We start from the raw sequence: 25,951 nt of genomic DNA, 5'->3' as shown, positions 1-25,951 counted from the left end.
TTTATTGCCAATAAGTCTAACATTATCAATCGTTATAATGTAAAAGAATTGTTTATTGTAGCAATAGGTAATCATAATAGGCTTTTTTGTATTGCGTTAATTATAATTAAACTAAAATTTTATCTTTTTATTTTCAATTATTTTAAATACATTTATTCTTTATTTAAACTACATTAATTTTTGTTTTTGTTTTTACTGTTTAGAATATGCGATTTTCTTATCCGGATATCCTTTATCTGAAATTTTTTTATTATTTAATAAGATATTTTTGATTATTGGTTTAGTTAACATCCTAACAGTAGGAGAGAAGATGAGTAATCCTTCAAAAAAAAGTGTCGAAGCTGTACTTACAAAAATTAATTGGGCTCAAGAGATTTTAAACTCAGTACAACAAAATATTACTGATCCTCAGATTGGTAATATTTTATCTGGAATTTCCTTTATTATGGATTCAGCTTCATCTGAAGCCGAAGCGCTTTATCAAACAATAGAATAATATTAATCTTTTTCTATTTATCTACACCTTCATTCGCCGTTGCTTGCTTGAAGGTGTTCATTGTTTAATTCGTTTCGCTGTTATCAGATAGATACGTTGTTAAGTCTGAAAGTGGCCAACGGATATGCGCTGTTGGTTCATTAATTCGATAACCAAAAGCTAAGCAAAGTCCTATCCCGAATGAGTCGCCACCAAATTGTGGAATATATTTTTCTAGGATCTTTATGACTTTATCATGATCGAATCCACCAATAGCACATGAATCAATACCACAAAATGCCGCTGCAGTCATCATATTGGCACTAGCGATATAGTCTTGCATTTCTGACCAGTGGTTGATGGTTAAACCGTCGGCTAAGCCTTGTTCGCAAAAATTGATAAATCCTTGACAGGCAATATCAATATCGGTTTGGTTATTGGGATCAGGTAAGGTGCGTGCAATTGTTTGTCGTAAATAATCGCTCTGTAACGTAAAATTATTGGCTTTGCGGTAAAGTACAATTACAAAATGTGAACAGCTGGTAACTTGTTCTTGGTTATAGCAAACATTACGTAATTCAACTTTTATCTTGTGACTATCAACAACCACAAAATGCCATGGCTCCATGCCAAATGATGAAGGAGATTGACGACCCGCTTCTAAAATATATTTAATATCATCATTACTAATTTTTTTGGTATTATCAAATTTTTTACATGCATGTCTAAAGTCGAATGCTTGGGTTAGTTTGTCCATATTTTCTCCTAAGATTGGCTATTCCACGGGGCAACTTTTAACAATAATAACATACCGGGAAAGGCAAGAATAAAACATAACCAAAAAAAGTTTGTCCATCCTAAGTGTTCAACCATAAAACCGGTAGATGCATTAATTAGAGTTCTTGGCACTGAAGCAATGCTGGTAAATAAAGCAAATTGTGTAGCGGTATAAAGTGGATTAGTTGTTTTAGCAATAAACGCTACAAAAGCAGCCGAACCAAGACCGACACCAAGTGATTCAATCCCTATCACTATTGCTAATAACGTTTTTTGAAATATTCCTATTGTATTAAAAGGTCCTTCTATAGAAAGCCAAATAAATCCTAAAATTGATATAACTTGGACAACACCAAAAGACCATAATGCTCGGTTTATGCCTATTTTGATCATCAAAATGCCCCCCATCAATGCCCCAAACACACTTGGCCATAAAGAGGCATTTTTGGCAATCCAACCAATGTCGGGGCGACTATAGCCCATTTGTAAGTAGAAAGGCGTGGCTAAGGATGTAGCCATGCTATCGCCTAATTTATATAAAAAGATAAATGTTAAAATCAATATTGCTGTTTTAGGTCCATTTCGAGTAATAAATTCACTAAATGGTTTAATGATAACATCTTCGAAATCATGTTTTTTGGATGTTTGACTAATCGGCTCTTTTACTAGTAGTGTCATTATGATAGCGGGTAGCATAAATAGTGCGGTAATGATGAAAACACTATTCCAAGGTAAGATATTTGATAATATTAGTGATAATGAACCTGGTACTAAACCTGCAATGCGATAAGCATTGGTATGAATACTATTACCAAGTCCTAATTCTTTATCAAGTAATAACTCTCGTCTAAAGGCATCAAGTGCAATATCTTGTGTAGCTGAAAATAGTGCAATAATAAAGCAAATGGTTGCTATTAACCAAATATTTAATGAAGGTGAAAAAAATCCCAATATTGCAATTGAAAAGATAAGCACTATTTGAGAACCAAGCATCCAACCTCGTCGCCTGCCTAAATTAAACAATGAAAAGCCATCCATAAATGGTGACCAGATAAATTTTAAAATATAGGGAATTTGTGTTAATGAAAAAATACCTATCGTTTTGATATTTATACTTTCACTTTCCAACCAAGCCGGTAATAGCTGTAATAATAAATAAAAAGGAAGCCCAGAAGCAAAACCCGTAAAAATGCAGATCAGCATCTTGGTAGTAAAAATGGTTTTTAAAAGTGAATTTTGCGAATCATTCATTATTTAACTTTATTGTTAGTTTTTGGCAAAGTGTTATCATAGCACACAACATATAAAAAATAATTCAGCAAGCCAAGATTGACCGTTTTATCCAAAGTCATGTTTTCAATATAAGAAAGTTATGCGCAATAACTTTTTTAAAGCTAGAGATTCATTATTTTAGTTGTTCTTTGTTAAAAAGTTTCCGGTAACCATGTGTTTCAGTATAAAATTAATATTAATAATTAATTAAGAGATTAACAAACTACCATTTAAAAGGGGTGTAGTAATATGAAAAGTTCAATTAGAGTGGCTGTCTTTAGTAGTAAGCATTACGATAAAGAACATTTAGAAATCGCTAATAAAAAATATGGCTTTGATATCGAATATTATGAACATAAACTTAGCTGTAAAACTGTGGTTACATCCCAAGGTTATGACGCAGTTTGTGCATTTGTAAATGACGAAGTAGATAAAAAAGTATTAAAAAAATTAGCAAGTTATGGCATTAAGATTTTAGCGCTTCGTTGTGCTGGGTTTGATAATGTTGATTTAGCTGAGGCTGAAAAGTTAGGTATTACAGTAGTGCGTGTGCCCGCTTATTCCCCTGAAGCGGTTGCAGAACATGCAGTGGCTTTAATGATGACGTTAAATAGAAGAACACATAAAGCCTATCAGCGTACTCGTGATGCTAACTTTTCGTTAGATGGATTAACTGGATTTAATATGCACAATCGTACTGCTGGTGTCATTGGTACGGGCAAAATTGGTCAAGCGGTTATCCGCATTTTGAAAGGTTTTGGTATGCATATCCTTGCCTATGATCCTTATCCTAATGATGTTGCAGTTGAATTAGGAGCGCAATATGTTGAGTTAGATGAGTTATATGCAAAATCTGATGTTATCACTTTACATTGCCCTATGACCCCTGAAAATTATCATTTATTGAATAAAGATTCTTTCCAAAAGATGAAAGACGGCGTGATGATTATCAATACAAGTCGTGGCGCATTACTTGATGCAACTGCAGCTATTGATGCATTAAAGAAAACAAAAATTGGTGCTTTAGGCATGGATGTTTATGAAAACGAACGTGATCTCTTTTTTGAGGATAAATCTAATGATGTTATTTTAGATGATGTGTTCCGTCGCTTATCTTCTTGTCATAATGTTATTTTTACTGGTCACCAGGCTTTTTTAACACAAGAAGCATTATTAAATATTTCTGATACGACTTTAAATAATATCAAACAAGTTGTGGATGGGAAACCATGCCCAAACATTGTTAAATAACAACTAATATCTTATGATGTTTTCGATTTTTAATTATTTAATATATGGGTTTTTTATGCAGCGTATTGCCATCTTTATTATTACAATTTTATTGCTAGCAGCTTGTAGTAGTAATAGATCTTCAACATCTCCCATGAAAGAACACCGTGGACATGCAAATGTTAAAGGCGGTGTTTATCTGGAAAAAGATCATAATCAATCTAAAATCGCTAGTGCTTCATTAGACTTAGATAAAGAAAAATTTATTGATAGAATGGCCAGTAAGCATGGTTTTAATCGTCAACAACTCCGTAATGTGCTTGCTCAAGCTAATAAACTTGATTGGGTAATTAATTTAATGGATAAACAAGCTCCAAAAGTAAGCTCGCCAACGGCACCAAATGGTGCTTGGATTCGATATAAAAATAAATTTATTACACCAAGCAACCTTCCTCGTGGTGTTGAATTTTGGAACCAATACCAAAAAGAATTACAGCGTGCTTATAATGAATATGGAGTGCCACCTGAAATTATTGTTGGCATTATTGGCGTTGAAACAGGTTGGGGTAGAGTGATGGGAAAAACTAAAATCATTGATGCCTTGTCAACTCTTGCCTTTTACTATCCAAGACGTGCGCAATATTTTTCTAACGAATTAGAAGATTTTTTAGTTATGTGCCGAGATGAGGGTGTTGATCCCTTTGATTTGAGTGGATCATTTGCTGGCGCTATGGGATATGGTCAATTTATGCCATCAGCATTTAGAAGCCACGCTGTTGATTTTAATCATGATGGATATATTGATCTATGGGATCCCGTTGATGCCATTGGTAGTGTGGCAAACTATTTTAAGTCACATGGTTGGCAACGAGGTAAAAAAGTGGCTGTGATGGCCGATGGTCAAGCACTATCACTTGATACTGGGTTTAGTACTAAGTACTCAATTAAAACATTGGCAAAAGCTGGATTAAAACCCCAAAGTTCATTAGATGGGCATACAAAAGTTAGTTTATTGCGTCTTGATATGGGCGATCGTTATCAATACTGGTATGGATTACCGAACTTTTATACTATTACTCGTTATAACCATAGCACCCATTATGCAATGGCTGTTTGGCAATTAGGACTTGCAGTTAAAGAAGCAAGATAGTCATTTAATGGTATTGCATCAAAACTGATAAGGTCGCTTTTGCGGCCTTTTTATTTGTTAATGATGTTTAAGAAATGATTAATTTCGTTGCAAGCAATAATAAAATATACCAAAAAATTTAATTAATTTTTTAATCGATAATTTTTGTGCAAGTTGTACACCTACTTTAGCCATCGAGATGCTTGCTAGCATAATAACTAATACATCACCACCAAAATACTAGCTAATAATCCAGCCAAGGATCCTATCAAAAGGAAGATAATAAACTTAAAAATCATATTCAATCCTTAGAGTAGGGTAACCCAATCTATATAATTATTTATTAAGCAAAGATTAAGATTAGAACATAGATTTTAATTACACATTACTAATATTATTTGTTGCAAATAATACAGTGATTTTACCTGAATAATTTAAAAGATCTTAATGATTCTCTTAGTAAAAAGTTCACTAACATTGTCATATTTGATCAATAAAGTAATAATCAAAATAATGACAGCCTGGTTAAAAACGATTATGTTATTTAATAAATTTGTAACTAGTAAGAAGTTTAAAGATAAATTTAAAGGAGATAATTATGAAAGATCGTTTAAAGTGGATTGATGAATTTGGTTTTTTAGGTGAGACAGCAAGTGGGCATTCGCTAGTGATGGATGGCGGTATTGAACATGGCGGTCGTAATCGTGGATCTCGCCCTATGGAGCTTTTATTGCATGGTGTAGCTGGTTGTATGGCTTATGATATTATTGCGATTTTAAAAAATAAAAAAAAAGATGTTCGTGATCTTTGGATAGATATTGATAAAACTCAAGCAGGATCCTCTCCTAAAGTGTATACGTCAATTAATTTTCATATTGTCATTACGGGTATTAATATCGATAACGAAACAGTCGAAACAGCCGTAAAACTTGCATCAGAAAAATATTGCAGTGCCTCTATCATGCTTGGTAAAACAGCAAAAATGTCTTATACCTATGAGGTTAAAGAATATCACTAAAGTATTTTTTTATAACAAATAATTATAATCTAATAACAAGCTGATCTTAGCACGTTGTGAATTAATCATTTAATATTTCATCAATTACTGATAATTGCGCTAGAGAATGATTATGCAACAGTTAAATAAAAATATGCGATTCCGGGATTTAGTCATTCTGGGATTGCTTTTTATTGGTCCAGCAGCACCTGTAGGATTATTTGGTGTTTTAGATGCGATAAGTGATGGTGCAGTTGCTTTGGTTTATATCATAGCAACTTTTGTAATGGCATTTACCGCGCTTTCTTACGCCAGAATGGCAAACGCTTTACCGCATGCGGGAGCTGTTTATGCTTATTGTTCTATTGGCATTCATCCTAGTGCTGGATTTTTAGTAGGCTGGTTGCTGTTACTTGATTATATGTTTATCCCTGCGGTTGCGTACTTATTTAGCGGTATATCGTTCAATGCATTGATTCCCGAAGTACCAATATGGGTATGGACATGTTTAGCTGTTATGTTAACTACTACGCTGAATTTAGTTGGTGTTAGAAAATCGACTAAAATTACGTTAATCATCTTGATATTTGAAATTATTATATTACTTGCTGTGTTATCTGTTGGTATTTGGATAATAGCCACTAATGGTAGTAACAGAGATTGGTTACTACCTTTTATTGGCGGTGATTTATTCAGTTGGAGTAATTTATTTAATGCTGTGTCTATTGCTGTACTATCTTATTTGGGATTTGACGCTATTGCTACTTTTTCAGAAGAAAATGGCGGACCTCATAATTTAGTTAGTAAAGCGATTATATGTTGTTTAATTTTAGCTGGTTGTTTATTTGTGCTACAAATTTATGTCGGTAGCTTACTAAACCCTTATAACCCTGAATATTTGCGTAGTCATCCAGAACTACAAGGTAAAGTTTACTATCATATTGTTAATCAAGAAATTAATTTATGGTTAGGATGGGCGCTAGGTTTAATGAAAGCTATTGGTGCATCATTTGCAGCAATGGTTGGACAAGCCGCAGCAAGTCGTCTTTTATTCAGTATGGGGCGTGACAAACGTTTACCTTCATTTTTTGCAAAAGTGGGAAAAAAAAGTGGTGTACCTACAATGGCTATTATATTTGCAGCGCTATTTAATTTATGTTTAGTTGTTATTGCTGCTAATAATGCTAAAGGGTTGCCAACTTTAGTCTCATTTGTTGATATTGGAGCATTAACTGCATTTATCATGTTACATTTATCTGTAATTGGCTATTTTAAGTTTAAAAAAGGCTCAAAAGGATGGTTTTCGTGGTTTTTAGATGTCTTTATGCCTATTATAGGTATTTTAGTGCTATTACCTGTATTATTACATATTGATAATGACGCAAAAATGGTCGGTATTATTTGGTTAGTTATTGGAATGATCATTCTCTATTTAAACAAAAATAAAACCAAGCTATTGTGGTTAGAGAAAAATAACAAATAACAAATAACAAATAACAAATTCAATACGTTTGTTATAAACTTATAGCATTTAGATTATATAATAAATTATCCCATCTTTATTCTGGTGTTATAACTAAATGCTATTAGAAATATTACGTGGTGCTTTTATTTCAGCTAGTCTAATTATTGCTATTGGTGCTCAAAATTTATTTGTACTCAAGCAAGGATTATTAAAAAATCATATCTTTTATGTGTCGGCAATTTGTTTTGTTTGTGATTTTGCCTTAATGTCAATTGTGATTTTTGGGGTAGGTACTTTTATTCGTAGCAATTCTTTAATTACTAATATTTTAGCAATCTCTGGGGCGATTTTTTTAGTTTGGTATGGTTTTTGTGCGTTTAAAAATGCAATTAAAGGCACAAGTAGCATGCAAATAGAATCTAACTTACTAAACAATAACAACTTATTAAAAGTTGTACTGGCAACTTTGGCTGTTACACTACTTAATCCTCATGTCTATTTGGATACTGTTGTTATTGTGGGTGGAATTGCTGGCACATTAACTAATGAACAAAAATTTGCATTTTTTGATTGGTGCAGTTAGTGTTTCATTCATCTGGTTTTTTTAGTCTTGGTTATGGTGCAAAATTACTCATACCGCTATTTAGAAAGAAAAGAATGTGGGTAATATTGGACAGGATAATTGGTGCTGTAATGATGTATATCGCTTGTAAATTATTAATCGATTTGATTTATAAAAACTAATTATATCGTTTGCCCGTGATAAGTTGTTAGTTTTGTTTTTATATATTCATTACAGTATTTTCTCTAATTACAACAAATAATGCGATTAATTTCTACAAATTAAGAATGTGACGATTATCACAATTACATTCAATTGTTAAATTATAGGATATCTTCTTTAACTTATTAGTGATAGTTTACATAGTATGAATTTAGACTATTACTGTATATTCAGTTAGTTATACAGGTAAAAATAAGCAACATAATTCATCATAGTATAGATTATCAGATCATTTGTTATTGTTTATTCAAATCAGCTATTTTAAAAATTTAATATTAATAATAAATGTGTGTAATACGTCACTTAAGGAAATAAGATGAAAAGAAATATTTCAAAACCAGCGCTATTAATTAGTGCTATTCTAACAACAAGTCCATTATTTGCGATTGATCAAGTCAAACTTGAGAGTTATCAATTAAAAAAAATCATTGTGGATAATCTTGAGTTTAAGGATATGGATAAAGATGGAAAACTAACGCCATATGAGGATTGGCGTTTATCACCACAACAACGTGCGCAGGATCTTCTTTCAAGAATGTCATTAGAAGAAAAAGCAGGGGTAATGATGCATGGTAATGCGCCAAGTTTAAATAATGAAATCGGGCGTGGTGATAAGTACGATTTCGAAAAACTTACCGTATTAATTTTGAATGATAAGGTTAACAGCTTTATTACCCGATTAGAGGTTAACCCTAAAGATTTAGCAGAGCAAAATAATCAGTTACAAAAAATAGCTGAATCCTCTCGTTTAGCCATCCCATTGACTATAAGTGTTGATCCTAGAAATACGTTTTATTATGGGAATGAATTAGGTATAAAAAGTGGTTTTAGCCAATGGCCTGGTACATTAGGAATGGCGGCTATTGGTCGTGAAAAAGATATCAATAAATATGGTGATATTATTCGGCAAGAATATAGAGCATTAGGAGTAACGCAAGCATTATCGCCAATGGCGGATTTAGCTACCGAACCTCGTTGGGCTCGTTTTGAAGGTACGTTTGGTGAAAATCCTGAACTAAGTAAAAAGATGGTTAGAGGTTATATATCAGGAATACAAGGTGTAGATGGTTTAAATTCACGAAGTGTAGCCGCTGTTGTTAAACATTGGGTGGGGTATGGCGCTGCCGAAAATGGTTTTGACAGTCATAGTGCTTATGGTAAATATGCACTTTTTACACAAAAAGATAGTTTAAAGGATCATATCATCCCATTTACTGGCGCCTTTGAAGCAAACGTTGCTGGTGTTATGCCAACTTATTCTATATTAAAAAATGCCGAATTAAATAATCATAAACTTGATGCTGTTGGCGGCGGATTTAATTCTTTTTTATTAAAAGACTTGTTACGCGATACCTATAAATTTAAAGGTGTTATTATGAGTGATTGGAATATTACAAATGATTGTAATGAAGTTTGTATTAATGGTACTCCTCAAGGAGTTAAACCTAAAGTAGAAGGGATGCCGTGGGGTGTGGAAAATTTAACCAAAGAGCAGCGTTTTATTAAAGCTATTCAAGCCGGCGTTCAACAATTTGGTGGAGTTAGTGATAGTTCAATTATTGTAACTGCTGTTAATAATAAAAAAATTGATGAAGAATATATAGATAAAGCAGTTTTAGCTATTTTGATTCAAAAATTTTCTTTAGGTCAATTTGAAAACTCTTATGTTGATCCGAGCAAAACAAGTTTTGTTGGTAACAGGCATTTTCAAAAAGTTGCTAATCAAGCTCAATATAATTCACTTGTATTACTTGAAAATAAACAAAAAATCCTACCGTTAAATTTCAATAATAAAATCTATTTACATGGTTTTTTACCCGATACTAGAAATCTTTTAAAAAATAAAGTTAATATAGTAGATAAGTTAGAACAAGCTGATGTCATAGTAGTTAGAATAAACGCACCTTACGAACAAAATCATAAAGGTTACTTTTTTGGTTTAGAGCATCATGAGGGCTCATTAGCATTCCAGCCTAACGATAAAAATATTGAATTTATTGAGTATGCAAGTAAAACGCATCCTGTCATTGTTACTATTTATTTAGATAGACCAGCAATTCTTACTCCTTTAAAACAATATTCTAGCGCAATAATTGCCAATTTTGGGGTAAATGATGTGGTACTATTTGATAGATTATTTGATAATAAACCTTATGTAGCTAAAATGCCATTTTCATTACCTGATTCTATGGATAGTGTGAAACAACAATACTCAGATTTACCAAACGATATGAAAACACTATATCAGTTTGGTTATGGTTTAATTGATTAATTATAATAAGTATAGCTAAAAGAAAATAGATGGTCGTAAGCTTGGTTATTTGACATGTTATGTTTCTCACTCATTCGAAACGACATGTTGGTATTTCTTAATTAGATTGATTGGATTTATTTAGGAACTATTCAATAAAATGGTGGGTCGTGAGCGATTCGAACGCTCGACCAACGGATTAAAAGTCCGCTGCTCTACCGACTGAGCTAACGACCCATCTAAAAAGATGGTGGGTGATACCGGGTTCGAACCAGTGACCCCCTCCTTGTAAGGGAGGTGCTCTCCCAACTGAGCTAATCACCCCAAGGTTTCATTACTGAAACGTCACGGTAAAGGTTGGTGGGTGATACCGGGTTCGAACCAGTGACCCCCTCCTTGTAAGGGAGGTGCTCTCCCAACTGAGCTAATCACCCTTACCGTGTGGATGTGCATTATAAGGCACGTCTTATTTCAGTCAACCTTTTTTTTTAAAATTCTCTAAAATTCGCTTCGTTCGATTTAATTTTAGACGTTTTTTGGGTGATGGTTCGCAAAAATCGCTTTTGTCGGTTTTTATTTAGGAAAAGATGGTTATGATTAAGCGATTCTGTTACCAGAAACTAGAAGATAATCCATCATGATTTTTAATAAAAGTAGCGTCATTATTTATATAGAACCTACTATTTTACGCTATAGGATTGAAAATTCAGTCAAGAAAAATGCTACAACAGCCACTAGCAAAGGTTTTATTGTATTTAATTATCAAAATGAAACTGATATAGATGTTTTTATTGATGAGTTACGAAAAAAAAATTCTGTGCGTACAATATTTGAACTTAATTTGGATATTAATTTAATTCAAATACAACAATTAACCTTACCTGATGTAAAGCTAAATTTAAATGAATTGATTTTATATGTTGAAGCTAACATCTATAAATTATTCCAAGTACCGACTAAAAGTGTGTTTTTTGATTTTGTTTATTCAACTGAACATAAAAAACAAATTACAGTGATGATAGTTGAACGTCATTATATTGAAAATTGGGTCAATCTTTTTAAAAAGCATCAACGACAATTAACCTTTGTAGGTTGTCGATTTGAAAATAATAAAGTTAATTTTTTACCTTGGCGGCAAGAAAAACATGCAAAGCATCAACGACAATTGATAGGAGTGGTTATTGGATTTATGGGCATGATAAGTTGTTTGCTCTGTTATTTGTGGATACAAGCTCAAAATGATTTACAAACTTATGATGAAAAATTACTACACCAGCAAAAGGTAGTACAAAAATTAACTGAAGAATTAGCTAATTATTTGCCTAATCCGTCATTAAGCCAAAAACAAATTCAGCAATCCCTATTATTGCTTTCAGCGCAGTTACCTTCAGTAATTTGGCTTGATTCTTTCTATTATGAACCTAAAAAATTAGTGATAGAAGGGCAAAGCTTTAGTTATGTCGAACTTACTCATTTTAATCAAAATTTGTTAATGCTAAAAAGTATCGCTAAAAGTCAAATAAAGACAGTATCGACCAATAAAAATAATTTATTTTTTGAAATGGAAATGGAACTTAATGAACCGTGATTTTTTCTATCGCCCAGTTTGGCAACAATATGCCTTGTGTATTTTATGCTGTTTGATATTTTTTGTTATTGTTTATCAACTTTTCATTAAAGAAAACCAGCAACAAGCTGCGCTAAAGGCCAAGCTATATCAGCAAAAGATTACTGAAATTGAATCGTTACAGGCAAAAGTAAGGCGTTATCAGTCAAGTAAAAATAGTTTATATAGTTTGATATCTGAAAAAGAACTAGCACAGGTTATCGAACAAAATCATTTAGCATTAAGTTCCTTTAAACATTATCAAACTGACAATACGGTTAATTGGGATATTGAATTAGAAGGGCAATTTTTTGATTTTATGGCTTTAATTTCATCATTAACGGATGATTTTTATTATCTTGATTTTCAGAATCTAAAAATCAGCAAGCAAGAACAGCAGTTACAGATCATGTTTACGCTATTATTTAAAAAAGGCATAAAGTGAAACGTTATCTCTATCAATTTATTAACTTATTAATTGCTATCTGTTTTGAACTAAAGGCTGATATGTCTTTAGAACGAGATCCTTTTCAACAAAATAACTCTGTTTCTTGTAGTGAGCAAACGGCGTTACTGCTTGAACAAATTCAAGTTTGGCATTTTAGGGGAAGCATGAATCAAATTGATCAGAATTATCAGCAAATTTGGTTAATATCTGAAAATCAATGGTTAGCTATAACCGATGATGTGGTGCCTAACGTTTTGTTTCCTTGGCGTTTGCAATCTTTATTAAACAATAAAATAACGTGGCAAGCCGATTTACCTGATTATTGCCATAGTACTGTATCATGGACAATGTCGCTAAATGAATAATAACAATAGTAAAAATCAAACGTATCAATGGTTAGATCAATGTATTTGCAGATTGACTAAAGCAAAAATAAGTTTGTTAACTATAATAATTTTTATATTTTTAACAATGGTTATAAATGCAACTCATGCTAATATGAAGAAATCAGTAAATGTCGATTCGCAAAAAAATATCTCAATGACATTTTACCAAACCGACATTGCAATTATCTTACAAGCTTTAGCCGATAGTCAGCAGATGAATTTAGTCATGTCCGAAGATATACCAATTAAGCAAACTATTAAACTCAACGATGTTGATTGGCACAAAGCGCTAAAGATCATATTGGATTCGGCAAATTTACAAGCCGAAGTTGATGATAATATTTTGTTCGTTTCTAAAGCGATAGAACCAGAATTTTCATTAAAAAAACAACAATCCGAACAAAAAGAGAAAGAATTAAACCAACCACTTAGTTCTTTGCCTATAGCAGTTAATCATGCAGACCCAACCACCTTAATTGAAACAATTCAACAACAAGGATTATTATCAGAACGGGGTAAGGTTGCGATCGATAAGCGGACAAATTCACTTATTATTACCGATTTAGCTAAACAATTTGCTAATATCCAAAAATTAGTTAAAACGATGGATAAACCAATGCCTCAAGTTCATATTTCAGCGCATATTGTTACCATGAATGAAGAGAGTATGTCAGAGCTGGGTATAAAATGGGGATATTCAGGAAAATCATCGCAACTATTAGATAAGTTTGATGTGGGGCTTGGCGCTAGTTACCCCACTACAACTGTAGGTTTTAATTTAGCTAAAATATCTGGTCATTTACTTAATTTAGAATTGTCAGCACTTGAATCTGAAAATCAACTTGAAATTATAGCCAGTCCTAATTTGTTAACAGCTAATCAAAATATGGCATCGATAAAACAAGGCACTGAAATTCCTTACGAGGTTTCTAGTGGTAGTAATGGTGCTACATCTATTGAATTTAAGTCTGCGGTTTTGGGGTTAGAAGTTACTCCTAAAATACTATCAGATAATCGGATAATTTTAGATTTATATATTACGCAAAATACAGCCGGTCGCTCAATAAAGCGTAGTGATGGCGGCGAAGCGCTAGCTATTGATACGCAAGAGATCAAAACACAAGTTCAAATAAAAAATGGCGAAACAGTAGTATTAGGGGGAATATTTCAACAATTTAATACCAAAAGTAAAGAAAAAGTACCTAGTGTAGGTAACATGTTAATTATTGGAAATTTATTTAGACATAACAGTAATAAACAACAAAAACGAGAGCTAGTTATTTTTATTACACCGCAATTGGTTGAGTAAATGTCAACAGAGTTGTATCATACTTTAACTTATTTTAGCGTTTGCTTTAATAAGTGATTTGTATTTTAAAGTATCTTATTTCAGTCATTATTATTACGATTATTATAAAAGTAGAGAATATTATGCATGTTGTTGCTTCTGATTTAGACGGCACTTTATTAACTCCTGAACATAGCTTATCGCCTTATACCAAACAAGTTCTTCAAGCGCTACGTAAAAAAGGTATTCATTTTGTTTTTGCTACTGGTAGGCACCACATTGATGTCGCTCAAATGCGAGAAAATATGGAAATTGATGCATTCATGATAACAGCAAATGGTGCTAGGGTGCATGATAGCGAAGGCAATCTAATTTTTAGTCAAAGTATTGAACCATCGCTTGCCAGTGAGGTAGCTAAAATGAGCATGAATGATCCTTTAGTTTATACTCATTTATATCGAGGTGATCATTGGCTAATTAATAGAGAAGATTCATATTCATTAGAATTTTATCGAGAGACAAATTTTACTTATCAATTATTTAATCCACTTAATTTTGATACCAGCGATGTTGCTAAAATTTATTTTACTACTACAGATAATGCACTTTACCCACATTTGGTTCAATTAAAAAATCGACTTGATGGAAAATTTGGTGGTAGGCTTAGCGTTGCTTTTTCAACTTTAAATTGCCTTGAAGTAATGGCCGAAAATGTGTCTAAGGGCAGCGCACTAAAAAAAGTGGTAGAAAAATTAGGTTATAGTTTAAAAAATAGCATTGCTTTTGGTGATGGTATGAATGACTACGAAATGTTAAAAGTCGCGGGTAAAGGCTGTATAATGCGAAACGGAAGCTCGGAATTAAAAGCATTATTGCCTGAATTAGAGGTTATTGGCTCAAATGCTCAAGATGCTGTGACCCATTATCTAAGTAATATTTTTTTATAATTATCAAATATCATTTAAAGATGAATATAACTATTGACAAAGAACTCAATACGCTTGGATTGCGTTGTCCTGAACCTATTATGTTGATTAGAAAAGCGATCCGAGAACTATCTATAGGACAAGTTCTTTATGTGATCGCTGATGATTTTGCAACTACTCGTGATGTACCTAGCTTTTGCCGCCATATGGATCATCAATTACTGTCATTGCAAATAGAATCTCAACCTTATCAGTATTGGATCAAAAAATCTCATTAGTGTAACGATTTTTATGACAAAAAGTTTCAGGAAAGTAGGTGTTTGTGTCAAGTTAATTCGATTTGCTTTAAGTAAAAACGTAATGTACGCCAATAGTTAGGTTGAAGATTATCAACCATTAATAACAGCGTACAGCGTTTGCCATTATGTCGGGATTTTAAATTCAAAATAATGATATAACGAAATATCAACGGTTTATGTATTAAGTACCAACGTTGTTTGTGCCAGTATATTTGATTGATACAGTGAAATAACGCAAATTCACCTTTAATAGTTTTGAAATAACATAGGCAGTGCCAGTATTCTATTATTAATAATAGAATAATAACAAAGGTATAACAATTTAAGGATGTGTTAGCAAACATAACTAAACAAAGTGCGATTAACACTGAGTAAAAAAGAGTTGAGATCAGTAATTGTATCTTTGATATGCTAAGTTTTATGCTCCACATAATTCCGTCTTTACTGGTTAAATTAGAATTATTTCATTATTTGGTAAAAAATCACTTAAAATAAAGATAAAGATGGGAGATAATGCTCATAATTTTAGCGTGTTTTAATAAACAAGACATCGGCCATTAGCATTTCTTTTAATGTCAATGTGATGATCTTGACCTGAAAGCAGTTTTACTAAATTTAGCGCAGAGAGAATTCTCGTGCCATTATTTTTGCCTTAAAATTTAGAAAGGAAAGATTTGTGATATTAATTAGAGTGTTAAATTTTCTTCTAAAATTATTCATTGGCTTATTTCTTTGCGGCTTGATTATTGGCATTGCAGGTTATGCTCATTATTCGAAGGATCTTCCCGATGTTGCAACATTAAAAAATGTTAAATTGCAAACACCAATGCAAGTATTAAGTAAGGATGGAGAAATAATTGCCATTTTTGGAGAACGGCGCAGGACTCCTTTGAGATATGATAAAATTCCCCCAATAGTTATTAATGCTGTTATTGCAACCGAAGATGCCCGTTTCCATGAGCATTTTGGTATCGATCCAATTGGTATTGTTCGAGCGATGTATGTTGGTTTAAAGCAGAAAGGATTTTCTCAAGGTGGAAGTACAATTACGCAACAAGTCGCTAAGAACTTTTTCTTAACACCTGAAAAAAGCATAACGCGTAAAGTCAAAGAAATGATTTTAGCTATCCGTATGGAAAAAGAGTTATCAAAAGAAGAAATCATGGCACTATACCTTAACATGATTAACTTTGGTTCTAGAGCATATGGTGTTGCAGCAGCATCTTATACTTTTTTTGGTAAAACACCTGATCAGTTAACTGTTGATGAAGCGGCTTTATTAGCCGGTTTACCAAATGCGCCATCAGCTTACAACCCAATTTCACATCCAGAACGCGCATTAACAAGGCGCAATTGGGTACTAGGACGAATGCTAGATCAATCCTATATTACTCAAGCAGAATATTACGCAGCGATTAGAAAACCGCTAGGTGCTAACTACCATTCACCACAAATTGAGTTTTCGGCGCCTTATGTTGCCGAAATGGCACGTCAATTCATGTATGACAAATTTGGCGAAAATGCTTACACAGATGGCTATAAGGTCTATACGACTATATCAAAAACTGATCAAATAGCCGCAACAGAAACGGTGCAAAAGCATATTATTGATTATGATATCAGGCACGGGTATCGTGGTGCTGAAAAAGTATTATGGCAACCGAACGAAACTCCATGGGATTTTGAACAGATCTATCAGACCCTTAATAAATACATATGCTATGCTGGCATATGTCCAGCTGTAGTGATGACATCTTCAGATAAAGAAGCAACAGCGGTATTATCTGATAAAAGTAATATTACTATAGCATATGAAAATATGAAATGGGCTCGCCCATTTATTAGCGATACAAGACAAGGCGCTTACCCAAGAAAAGTCTCTGACACCATAAAGGTAGGACAGTTAATTTGGGTCAAAAAAACTGGTGATAATTGGGAATTATCACAAATCCCAGCTGTTAATGCTGCACTAGTATCACTTGATTCAGACAATGGTGCGATCAAAGCAATTGTTGGTGGTTATGATTTTAATTTGAGTAAATTTAATCGAGCAACGCAAGCAATTCGACAATTAGGCTCGAATATTAAACCATTTATTTATACCTCAACATTAGAGCAAGGTTTAACAATGGCGACACTTCTTAATGACGCACCTATTGTCCGTTCTGCAGGTAGTGCAATATGGCGTCCAAAAAACTCACCACCTACCTATGCAGGGCCTCTACGTTTAAGAATTGGGCTAGGAATGTCTAAAAATGTAATGATGGTAAGAGCATTGCGTGCAGTTGGTATAGATTATGCCGCAACTTATTTAGAGCGTTTTGGATTTCCTAAAGAAAACATTTCTCATAATGAATCGTTGGCTTTAGGCTCGGCTTCATTTACGCCATTGCAAGTGGCAAGAGCTTACTCGGTTATCACTAACGGAGGTTATTTAATAACACCATATTTAATTGAAAAAATTGAGGAAAATGATGGTAATGGTGTAATTTATCAGCATCAACCTTTGATTGCTTGTCACAATTGTGCTGATGATGAGATCATTGCTGAATCAACACCAGCATCACTTGCTAATGTTAAAAGTGAATCAAATATTAATGAAGAGCCAGACAAAGAAAACTTAAAAGCAGATGATAATTTAGTCTTACCTAATATTAACACTGATAATAGAAACACTGATGTAATGCCAAAATATGCACCACACACAGTAAATAGTGGTATTGCGTTTATTATGAAAGATGGTCTTCGCTCTATCGTATTTGGTGGTTCAGATTGGCAAGGTACTGCATGGCGTGCAAAAGAATTGGGTAGAAAAGATGTAGGTGGTAAAACGGGAACAACTAACTCATCTAAGGACGTTTGGTTTTCTGGATTTGGTGGTAATATTGTGACCACTGTTTGGATGGGATTTGATGATCACCGCCGTGAGTTGGGTCGAACTTTTCGAGCAGAAGCAGGCGCAGTAACTGCAAATCCAATATGGGTTGATTATATGAAAGTAGCTCTAAAAGATGTACCAGTAATAGAAGATGTAAAACCACAAAATGTAATTTCTGTCACTATCGATCAAAAAACGGGTTTATTACCTCAATCAGGCTCTAAAAAAATGTCAGAGTACTTTATAAAAGGTACCGAACCGACAACTTATGCGATCCAAGAGGTGGGCACGGAAGTAACAGATTCAGAAGGTAATACTTCTGAACTATTCTGATAAAGGATTTAACATGAATGGTTCAATAAGAATTATTGGCGGAAAATGGCGCGGGCGTAAATTGTCGGTACTAGACAAACAAGGATTACGCCCAACTACCGATCGAATCAAAGAAACCCTATACAACTGGTTAATGCCAGTTATACATGATAGTGATTGTTTGGACTGCTTTTCGGGTAGTGGCTCATTAGGCTTTGAAGCCGCATCAAGAGGTGCCCAAAGAGTTACTTTGCTTGAAAAAGATAAACAAGTAGCGCAACTACTTATCAAAAATAAACAGATTATTGCTAGCGACGCACTCGATATTTATCATACCGACACTTTACAGTGGCTAAACAGACCTGCTGTAAAACAGTTTGATATTGTATTTATCGATCCGCCATTTCATCAATCATTAGTCGAAAAAACGGTTAGCGAGCTTGAGAATAATAACTGGCTAAAGCCGTCAGCTTATATTTATATTGAAATAGAAATACAGCATGATCTAACAACTTATATTCCAACTAACTGGCGCCTACATCGTGAAAAGACTGCAGGGCAAGTTCACAGCTATCTATTTATACGAGAAAAATAATTAATGTTCATCTTTATTGGTAAAACCTTATATTCATTAATGTGGTTATTTTTATTATTTAACTTAATCTACCCATATCCAAAACCGGCAAATGTTGTTGCCAATATTGGCCTAATCGCCTTTACTGTTACTCATGGCTTACAAGCTTGGATGTTAAACTCAACCATGACCAAACAAGAAAAACAACAAGACAAATTTAAAGTGTTACGGTTATTTTTATTTGGTGTTTTTGAATCACTTAGTTGGAAAGACAAAAAATAATAATAAAAAGAGGTTGCGAGATACAAAAATTTTTGTATAATGCTCACCACTTCTTACGAAGCACCTCAATAAGCGGGAATAGCTCAGTTGGTAGAGCACGACCTTGCCAAGGTCGGGGTCGCGAGTTCGAACCTCGTTTCCCGCTCCAATAAAATATCTATTTAGTATAAAAGTAAATTTATATCCCATACGGTGTTAACTAACGAAAGTGATTAGTTGTGCGTAAAAAACAAAAAATTAAATAAAATCAATGCTCTACAGGAGCGATTTTATGGCGAATAATATAAATGTTTTAAGCTTAAAATTATGCTTAAATATTTATTGTTCAGTCTACTAAATGTAATACTGATATTAGGCTAAAGCGTAAACATTAGTAACTAAGTTTGCTTTTATAGCTAAAGCGTGAGCGGCAATCATCATATTTAACTGAACAAATACTTTGCCTTTTTGTTTTAAATTAGTTTTCAATTTGAAAGCGCCGCTTTTCCCTTTTTTGCCAATGAAATAAAACACAATAGCGAAGCAAATGTTAGAAAAGCTACAGTGCCCCATACAGCACGCCGCCCGTAGCCATGGGCGATACCCAACAATATTGGGTTACATAGCCAGCTCAATAATGCTTGTTTGTTTTTGCTTTGTTGCATTGATACTTGGCAAAACGTTTTATGGTCAGTCGTCCGACCATTTATAACGTACTAAAGAAAGCCCAAATGAAGCTTTTGTGTCTTTAACCAGTAAAAATGAATGTTATAAAACTATCAGTTATGGTATTAAACGTCTGGTTAAAGTCGAAAATTCTATTGAAAATAAATTAAGGCGGCAAGCTAAACGCTATAACAAAATCTATCCGGGTGAAATGCTACACGTTAATACCAAACGTTTACCTTTACTTAAAAATTAAACAAAACAGCAAACTAGAGAATATTTATTTGTCGGCATTGATGATTTTTCACGTGGTATTTACCCTGATAAATCCCAATTTAGCTCGGCACAGTTTTTACAAAACGATGTGTTAGCCCAATGTTCTTATTCCACTACATGTATTTATTCCGGTAATTGACGTGAATATCAAGGCACCAGTGAACACCTATTTGTAAAATCGTTCTATAGCCATCGTATTAATCAAAAATTCACCAAGCCCGTCTGCCTGCAAACGAATGGGAAAGCAGAAAGAGTGATACGAACTTTGAATTGCGATGTGGCATAATCAGCATATATTTAGCAATTCAAAAGAGGGAAAACAAAAGCTTAAACGCTTTATTAATTTTTATAATACCGTTAAACCACATAAAGCGATTTCAGGGAAAACGCCTTATGAGTTTTTAGAGGATTATTTTAACCATGAAGTGTAAACAACTCTGCGTTTTCCTACATTTAAACTAATAATAGAAACTAAAGTTTAATTTCCTTTTTTGCCAATGAAATAAAACACAATAGCGAAGCAAATGTTAGAATGGTTACAGTGCCCCATACTGCTCGCCATCCGTAGATATGGGCGATATCAGCAATAATAATAGGAGTTAGAAACGAAGTGATAAATACAGTAGTGCCAATCATACCCAAGGCTGTTCCCGTACGTTCAATGCCCGCTTTCACTGCTACCTCGGTATAAGCAATACCGTGCCACGCATGGCCAAATAAACCTGTTAACACAATAAATATAATCCCCATATATGTATTATTCACCGTTAAACAAAGCATTAAAGATGCCATTCCACCAAGTATGGCGTAATATTTTAATAAGGCAATACGATTCTTTTCTTTGTCTGTATAGTAACCTGACCAGATCCTGAGCACCCCACCGCCAATCTGAACACCAATAAGAATAATAGCAATTGATGCTAAATCAATATGTAGGTTATCACGCATATAGATACTGCCAAATGTGAGTACTGCCATTTGAGGTACCGTTAGAAAACCCGCAGCCATAACGACCCTCCAAACTGCCCCAGTTTTTAGTGGGGAGGGGATAGTGAGGGTTGATTTTGGTGTATATTTTGATTCACTCTGTTTAGTGTTGATAAACAATACAACTCCTCCATTTTTGGATTTTGATGCGAGAAGAAAAAACTATGCCAGTATCTAAAGTAGTAATGAGCTTTATCTCTTGTTCTGAAAGGGCAAAGTTCAAAAGGCGATCTGGGTAAAATTGCTAACGCCGATGGCTTTAGCCTTGCCTTTTTCGTAAGCTTCTTCCATTAATCGGTAAGCATAATAGTAGTCATTAAATGGCTGGTGAATTAATAATAAATCAATATAATCTGTTTTTAATTTGCGTAATGATTCTTCTATTGATTGCTTGGCTTTGTAGTTAGCGTTGGTGATCCATATTTTTGTGGTAATAATAGTTCTTGGCGGGGAATGCCACATTTTGTATGGCATTGCCAACCTGACGTATTTTAAAAATTAAGACCTGTTTTAGATGGACGGTAAATCCATCTAACATTCATTATTTAGCCAAATTTAAAATATTAGCAATGACCTGCTTGCTATAAATGTCGCTCATTTGCCAATCAATCGCATTTTGTGCCGCATTGTCTACGATCAGTTTTAGATCCTGTTGGTTAATATTGAGTTGCTCAAGTGTGGTTGGTGTGCCTATTTTGTTAAACCAGGCTCTTAATGCTTCAATACCTTGTTCAGCCGTTGATAAACCAAAAATCTCTTTAGCAAAACGTTGGAACTGTTTTGGATTACGATCGTGATACCATGTCATCCAAGCGGGCATAACTACCGATAACCCCGCACCATGAGGAACATCACAAATAGCACTCATGGCGTGCTCAATCATATGATTTGGGTAACTAAATCCAGCGGTGCCTACATACGTTAAACCATTTAAAGCTAGCGTTGCCGCCCAAGCAAATTCACCACGTGCATCTAAATCATTGGGATTTTGCAGTAGCCGTTCAGTTGTTCGCATTACGGTTTTTATATTGGCTTCGATTTGTAAATTAATCAGTTCGGGTTGCACAGTTGCAGTAAAGTAGCCCTCAATAGAATGAGCAATAATGTCAGCGGCAGAATAGACTAGATAATCACGACTGATTGTGGTTTGAAGTTGAGGATTAATTACCGATACTTTCGGAAATAAACTAAAACCATGAATTGGATATTTTTGTTTAGTTTCTTCGTTTGTGACAACACCACCATTGTTCATTTCACTACCGGTTGCAGCTAAGGTCATTATATCAAATATATTAAGTGCTTTGGTTACTGGGGAGCCAGTAAAGAAGTCCCATACATCTCCATCGTATAAACTACCAGCGGCAATCGCTTTTGCACTATCTAAGCAGGAGCCACCACCAATACTAAGTACGCTATCAGTGCCAAATTTTTTAGCGATAGTGATTCCTTCTTGAACTTTGCTTAAAACGGGATTACTTTTAATTTTACTACATTCGGTGAATTCAATGCCGTATTCACGCAGGCTTGCTGTTACATTATCAAATAAACCAGATTGTTTGATGCGATCGCTACCAAAGACAATTAATACTCTTTTGGCACCAAACTCCTTCATATAGCGACCCATGTTTTTTTCTTTATCGATACCAAATTCTATACGAGTTGGATTTTGAAAACTAAATTCATACATCGTGTTATTCCTTATACTAGACGTTTAATAAAAATTAGTCGGTTAGATCCCACCAAAATTTTGCTGTGGCACCACCATCAATTAACATATCACTACCAGTAATATAAGCTCCTTTTTCGGACATAATGAGTTCGGCTAGGTTGGCAATTTCATCTGGCGATCCACCACGACCTACGGGTAATTCTTTAAGCATTTTGCGGTAAAAATCTTTACGATCGCCATTGAGTTCTTCATTGGCTAAAGGTGTATGGATAATACCTGCACTAATACAGTTTATTCTTGCACCACGATGCCCCCAGTTGACAGCTTCAGCCTGCACTCTTAAGGCATTTCCTCTTTTGGCTAGTTGATAAGCTTTTAAACTATCATTTACTTCTTTAATAAAAGGTAAATCGAGTAATGCTTCTGTGGGTGTTAAGGCTAGGGCTTTAGTTTGTTCCAATGTAAGCGGGTCTAAGCGATGTGATGATTGTGAACCAATGACCAAAGCAGAACTACCTTTTGCCATTACCCCACTAAATGCATCAAATAACAGAGCGTTACCATATAAATCGACTTCAAATATTCGCTGTGCAGAAGCTTGGGAGGGCGATACACCAGCCGTGTTGACTAAGCCCATTATTTTGCCTAATTCAGTGGCCGCCTCTACCAGTTTATTGACCGATTGTGGGTTTGATACATCGCAAGCGATAGTATGGGTATTGTATCCTGCATTACGCAGTTCTTGAGCTTGTTTTTCAGCATTTTCAATTTTTAAATCGGCCAATAACAGTACTTTACCCACCGCTATACGCCTGACTATTGCTATACCTATTGCCCCAGATCCACTTAAAACAATAACTTCTTTTGACATTGTAGATCTCCCTTTTAATTAGTTATATCGCAAATAATTAAACTTTGGCTATACCTAAACTTTCACGCATAGCATATCTTGGATTTTTGATTAATTTATTAATTCAAGAATAACGTCATTTTAACGAGAGCTTTTATTGAGATAAATGGGTGGTTGTTTTATAGTGTAGTGAATTAAATTCACTAATAAAATGCAATTATGTACAACCTTAATGAGTTAAATTACTTTATTACCGTAGCACAAACCAGCAGTTTTGTTAAAGCAGGGCAACGATTGGGAATTTCCTCATCAGCGTTAAGTCATAGTATGCGAAATCTAGAGACCCGATTAAATTTGCGTTTATTTAATCGTAATACTCGTAATGTATCACTGACTGAAGCAGGAGAACAACTATACCGAAAGCTATCCCCTTTATTTGACTCGATTAATCAAGAGGTGAACGCACTAAACAATTTTATTAATATACCTTCAGGAACGATCAGGATAAACGCGCCAAGTATCGCTGTAGAACATATTATTTATCCAAAATTACGCGATTTTTTACCCCGTTATCCGCTGATTAAGGTCGAAATTCAAGCCGATAATAGTTGGGCTGACATTGTTAAACAAGGTTTTGATATGGGATGTCGTTTAGGAAGTGATTTAGCCAAAGAGATGATTGCTGTAAAAATATCACCGCCCTTAAAAATGGCCTTAGTCGCTAGCCCTGAATATTTAATCGGAAAAGTGATACCGAAACAAATTAAAGAGTTAGATGAACATCGCTTAATTGGTATGAGAATATCCTCACAGCACGGAACTGAATTGCCATGGGAGTTTATGCAAGCAGGAAAGATGATTAAATATCACCCTCATTCACAATTTATGATTAATAATCATTTGCGTAAGCAAGCGGTTTTAGATGGTTTAGGCATCACTTGGACGGCTAAAGCCGATGTTGAAAAGGAATTAACATCGGGGTCATTAGTTGAGTTGTTAACCGAGTTTGCTATCACTTATGACTCTTTTTACCTTTACTATCCAAGCCGCAAAGGACATTCAAATGTTTTTAAATTGATTATAGATTTGTTAAAGTATGAGTGATAGGCTTGGATAGTTACTATATTCATCCTACTGCTTATTAAACTCTTCTGAAAAGATATGCAGGTACTGACTGGTATAAAAGTTTTGTTAAGGATAGCCTGTTTTGTTTTATACTTTCCCCAAAAAATTAGATAAAAATTATTTATAAGCACAGTTGAATAACTTATCGACCTCCAAAACAATTCCATTAATTGGTTATCGTATAGAGCATTTATTGATATAAAAATAAAAAAAGATTGTAGACAGGATGATTATGTGAATTTTTGACTGATACGATAGTTATTATATATATTTTACAAATAAGTGTTAGCTTGTTCCTTGATATTCACGTCTTTTATTGGAATAAATACATTCAATAATATAAAACACATCATTAATCAAAACAGTGTCAAGCTAAATTGAGAATTATTTGATTAAATTCACACATAAACCTTACATGTAAAATCATCAATACCGACAATTAAATATTTTCTTTTTTTTTACTATATCCTTAATTTTTTAATAAAATAGATCGTTTTTTGATCAGTAAACATATTAAAAGTAAATTATTTGAAATTTTTTTGATTAATTGCTAGCCTTTTTACATTAAACAGTGTAATATATGAAAACTTTCTGAAAAGAAGGTAAGTAAAACATTAAAAAACAAGTAAATATTTACAAAATATTTATGAAATATATAAAAAGGAGAAAATAATGATGTATTTATCAACAGTTCGCGCAAAAACAAGAAATTTTTTAGGTAAATTTGTTAAAAGTGAACGTGGTGTAACTGCAATTGAATATGCAATTGTAGCTGCAGGTGTAGCCGTAGTTGTTATGGTTATTTTCAATTCAAATGGTCCAGTTGCTGATATGTTAAGTCAAACATTTAAAACATTAAAATCCAAAATGGCCGACATTATTGGTGGTATTGGTGGTACTAGTGCTCCTTAATAATTATATCAAGGAGGTATTTTAGTTATGCTTAGTTAATGGCTATGTGCTTCCTTGAAATTGTTATGCAAGGATAATTTATTATTCTTATTTTATAAAATAAAAGTT

Annotated in this window: 27 protein-coding genes and 4 tRNA genes; 21 read left to right on the top strand and 10 right to left on the bottom strand. The window is 33.8% G+C overall.

All coding sequences use genetic code 11. The features are described 5' to 3' along the window. Nucleotides 1–310: 310 nt before the first annotated feature. Complete coding sequence (locus ACGH49_RS01620; RefSeq protein ID WP_065607995.1) at nt 311–496, top strand: hypothetical protein; 186 nt, start codon at nt 311–313, stop codon at nt 494–496. A gap of 64 nt (nt 497–560) precedes the next feature. Here ACGH49_RS01620 and ACGH49_RS01615 read toward each other — a convergent pair whose 3' ends face one another. Next, nucleotides 561–1,232: an NAD(P)H-dependent oxidoreductase gene (locus ACGH49_RS01615; protein WP_411588005.1), complete on the bottom strand. Its 672-nt coding sequence runs from the start codon at nt 1,230–1,232 to the stop codon at nt 561–563. 8 nt (nt 1,233–1,240) lie between these two features. Next, entirely contained in the window at nt 1,241–2,503 is a 1,263-nt protein-coding gene (locus tag ACGH49_RS01610) for an AmpG family muropeptide MFS transporter (RefSeq protein WP_296207908.1), read from the bottom strand. 282 nt (nt 2,504–2,785) lie between these two features. On the opposite strand from ACGH49_RS01610, the gene ACGH49_RS01605 reads away from it, so the two are divergent. The 6 genes from ACGH49_RS01605 (at nt 2,786) to ACGH49_RS01580 (ending at nt 10,401) form a co-directional block, all read left to right on the top strand. Beyond that, entirely contained in the window at nt 2,786–3,775 is a 990-nt protein-coding gene (locus ACGH49_RS01605) for a 2-hydroxyacid dehydrogenase (protein ID WP_411588169.1), read from the top strand. A 55-nt stretch (nt 3,776–3,830) separates the two neighbouring features. Next, complete coding sequence (mltB, locus tag ACGH49_RS01600) at nt 3,831–4,904, top strand: lytic murein transglycosylase B (protein WP_411588004.1); 1,074 nt, start codon at nt 3,831–3,833, stop codon at nt 4,902–4,904. 577 nt (nt 4,905–5,481) lie between these two features. Beyond that, entirely contained in the window at nt 5,482–5,901 is a 420-nt protein-coding gene (locus ACGH49_RS01595; RefSeq protein ID WP_411588003.1) for an OsmC family protein, read from the top strand. Between the two features lie 112 nt (nt 5,902–6,013). Beyond that, nucleotides 6,014–7,363, top strand: a complete 1,350-nt coding sequence (locus tag ACGH49_RS01590; RefSeq protein WP_218058641.1) for an APC family permease — start codon at nt 6,014–6,016, stop codon at nt 7,361–7,363. A 97-nt stretch (nt 7,364–7,460) separates the two neighbouring features. Next, a complete protein-coding gene (locus tag ACGH49_RS01585; RefSeq protein WP_411588002.1) occupies nt 7,461–7,928 on the top strand; it encodes a LysE/ArgO family amino acid transporter in 468 nt (155 codons plus the stop codon). A 517-nt stretch (nt 7,929–8,445) separates the two neighbouring features. Further along, nucleotides 8,446–10,401: a glycoside hydrolase family 3 protein gene (locus ACGH49_RS01580; protein ID WP_411588001.1), complete on the top strand. Its 1,956-nt coding sequence runs from the start codon at nt 8,446–8,448 to the stop codon at nt 10,399–10,401. Nucleotides 10,402–10,541: 140 nt separating this feature from the next. Here the strand turns inward: ACGH49_RS01580 and ACGH49_RS01575 are convergent. From ACGH49_RS01575 to ACGH49_RS01565, 3 genes are all read right to left on the bottom strand, one after another. Next, nucleotides 10,542–10,617: transfer RNA gene (locus ACGH49_RS01575), tRNA-Lys, on the bottom strand. Nucleotides 10,618–10,628: 11 nt separating this feature from the next. Continuing rightward, nucleotides 10,629–10,704: transfer RNA gene (locus ACGH49_RS01570), tRNA-Val, on the bottom strand. Between the two features lie 34 nt (nt 10,705–10,738). Continuing rightward, nucleotides 10,739–10,814, bottom strand: a tRNA-Val gene (locus ACGH49_RS01565). A 203-nt stretch (nt 10,815–11,017) separates the two neighbouring features. Between ACGH49_RS01565 and ACGH49_RS01560 the strand changes: the two genes are divergently transcribed. From ACGH49_RS01560 to tusA, 6 genes are all read left to right on the top strand, one after another. Then, the gene (locus ACGH49_RS01560) at nt 11,018–11,968 is read left to right on the top strand and encodes a PilN domain-containing protein (RefSeq protein ID WP_411588000.1); all 951 of its coding nucleotides are present in this window, start codon (nt 11,018–11,020) and stop codon (nt 11,966–11,968) included. Beyond that, nucleotides 11,958–12,431 (top strand): hypothetical protein, encoded by a 474-nt coding sequence (locus ACGH49_RS01555; protein WP_065607981.1) that lies wholly within the window; start codon nt 11,958–11,960, stop codon nt 12,429–12,431. The genes ACGH49_RS01560 and ACGH49_RS01555 overlap by 11 nt, the downstream gene beginning before the upstream one ends. Next, nucleotides 12,428–12,799 (top strand): hypothetical protein, encoded by a 372-nt coding sequence (locus tag ACGH49_RS01550; RefSeq protein ID WP_065607979.1) that lies wholly within the window; start codon nt 12,428–12,430, stop codon nt 12,797–12,799. Before ACGH49_RS01555 ends, ACGH49_RS01550 begins: the two co-directional genes overlap by 4 nt. A 133-nt stretch (nt 12,800–12,932) precedes the next feature. Then, on the top strand, nt 12,933–14,129 hold the full coding sequence (locus ACGH49_RS01545; RefSeq protein ID WP_411587999.1) for a secretin N-terminal domain-containing protein: 1,197 nt from the start codon (nt 12,933–12,935) through the stop codon (nt 14,127–14,129). A gap of 119 nt (nt 14,130–14,248) precedes the next feature. Further along, complete coding sequence (locus tag ACGH49_RS01540; protein WP_411588167.1) at nt 14,249–15,055, top strand: Cof-type HAD-IIB family hydrolase; 807 nt, start codon at nt 14,249–14,251, stop codon at nt 15,053–15,055. Nucleotides 15,056–15,075: 20 nt separating this feature from the next. Further along, a complete protein-coding gene (tusA, locus tag ACGH49_RS01535; RefSeq protein ID WP_065589573.1) occupies nt 15,076–15,312 on the top strand; it encodes a sulfurtransferase TusA in 237 nt (78 codons plus the stop codon). 47 nt (nt 15,313–15,359) lie between these two features. On the opposite strand, the gene ACGH49_RS01530 is transcribed toward tusA, so the two are convergent. Further along, nucleotides 15,360–15,764, bottom strand: a complete 405-nt coding sequence (locus ACGH49_RS01530; protein WP_081298074.1) for a protein YgfX — start codon at nt 15,762–15,764, stop codon at nt 15,360–15,362. 245 nt (nt 15,765–16,009) lie between these two features. Here ACGH49_RS01530 and ACGH49_RS01525 point away from each other — a divergent pair, with 245 nt between their 5' ends. The 6 genes from ACGH49_RS01525 (at nt 16,010) to ACGH49_RS01500 (ending at nt 20,731) form a co-directional block, all read left to right on the top strand. Then, nucleotides 16,010–18,544 carry a PBP1A family penicillin-binding protein gene (locus ACGH49_RS01525; RefSeq protein WP_411587998.1) on the top strand — a complete coding sequence of 845 codons (2,535 nt, stop codon included), beginning with the start codon at nt 16,010–16,012 and terminating at the stop codon, nt 18,542–18,544. Between the two features lie 13 nt (nt 18,545–18,557). Continuing rightward, nucleotides 18,558–19,118 carry a 16S rRNA (guanine(966)-N(2))-methyltransferase RsmD gene (gene rsmD, locus ACGH49_RS01520; protein WP_065607974.1) on the top strand — a complete coding sequence of 187 codons (561 nt, stop codon included), beginning with the start codon at nt 18,558–18,560 and terminating at the stop codon, nt 19,116–19,118. A gap of 3 nt (nt 19,119–19,121) precedes the next feature. Then, entirely contained in the window at nt 19,122–19,379 is a 258-nt protein-coding gene (locus ACGH49_RS01515; protein WP_065607972.1) for a DUF1145 domain-containing protein, read from the top strand. A gap of 72 nt (nt 19,380–19,451) precedes the next feature. Next, nucleotides 19,452–19,527 (top strand) — tRNA-Gly (locus ACGH49_RS01510). A gap of 573 nt (nt 19,528–20,100) precedes the next feature. After that, a complete protein-coding gene (locus ACGH49_RS01505; protein ID WP_411587995.1) occupies nt 20,101–20,280 on the top strand; it encodes a hypothetical protein in 180 nt (59 codons plus the stop codon). 295 nt (nt 20,281–20,575) lie between these two features. Beyond that, the gene (locus tag ACGH49_RS01500; RefSeq protein WP_411587994.1) at nt 20,576–20,731 is read left to right on the top strand and encodes an integrase core domain-containing protein; all 156 of its coding nucleotides are present in this window, start codon (nt 20,576–20,578) and stop codon (nt 20,729–20,731) included. A 40-nt stretch (nt 20,732–20,771) separates the two neighbouring features. On the opposite strand, the gene ACGH49_RS01495 is transcribed toward ACGH49_RS01500, so the two are convergent. The 4 genes from ACGH49_RS01495 to ACGH49_RS01480 form a co-directional block, all read right to left on the bottom strand. Next, a complete protein-coding gene (locus ACGH49_RS01495; protein ID WP_411587993.1) occupies nt 20,772–21,407 on the bottom strand; it encodes an MFS transporter in 636 nt (211 codons plus the stop codon). A 99-nt stretch (nt 21,408–21,506) separates the two neighbouring features. Next, the gene (locus ACGH49_RS01490) at nt 21,507–21,761 is read right to left on the bottom strand and encodes an aldo/keto reductase (protein ID WP_218058637.1); all 255 of its coding nucleotides are present in this window, start codon (nt 21,759–21,761) and stop codon (nt 21,507–21,509) included. A gap of 67 nt (nt 21,762–21,828) precedes the next feature. Further along, nucleotides 21,829–22,974 (bottom strand): iron-containing alcohol dehydrogenase, encoded by a 1,146-nt coding sequence (locus ACGH49_RS01485; RefSeq protein WP_411587991.1) that lies wholly within the window; start codon nt 22,972–22,974, stop codon nt 21,829–21,831. Between the two features lie 34 nt (nt 22,975–23,008). After that, nucleotides 23,009–23,827 carry an SDR family oxidoreductase gene (locus ACGH49_RS01480; protein ID WP_411587990.1) on the bottom strand — a complete coding sequence of 273 codons (819 nt, stop codon included), beginning with the start codon at nt 23,825–23,827 and terminating at the stop codon, nt 23,009–23,011. 198 nt (nt 23,828–24,025) lie between these two features. On the opposite strand from ACGH49_RS01480, the gene ACGH49_RS01475 reads away from it, so the two are divergent. Then, nucleotides 24,026–24,910: a LysR family transcriptional regulator gene (locus ACGH49_RS01475; protein ID WP_411587988.1), complete on the top strand. Its 885-nt coding sequence runs from the start codon at nt 24,026–24,028 to the stop codon at nt 24,908–24,910. A 693-nt stretch (nt 24,911–25,603) separates the two neighbouring features. Continuing rightward, the gene (locus ACGH49_RS01470) at nt 25,604–25,843 is read left to right on the top strand and encodes a Flp family type IVb pilin (RefSeq protein WP_411587987.1); all 240 of its coding nucleotides are present in this window, start codon (nt 25,604–25,606) and stop codon (nt 25,841–25,843) included. Nucleotides 25,844–25,951: the final 108 nt, after the last annotated feature.

The organism is Gilliamella sp. BG7 (assembly GCF_046635565.1).
GTDB classification, from domain to species: domain Bacteria; phylum Pseudomonadota; class Gammaproteobacteria; order Enterobacterales; family Orbaceae; genus Gilliamella; species Gilliamella apicola_P.
The sequence above is the reverse complement of the archived record's forward strand: the minus strand, read 5'-3'. Positions and strand labels throughout refer to the sequence as shown.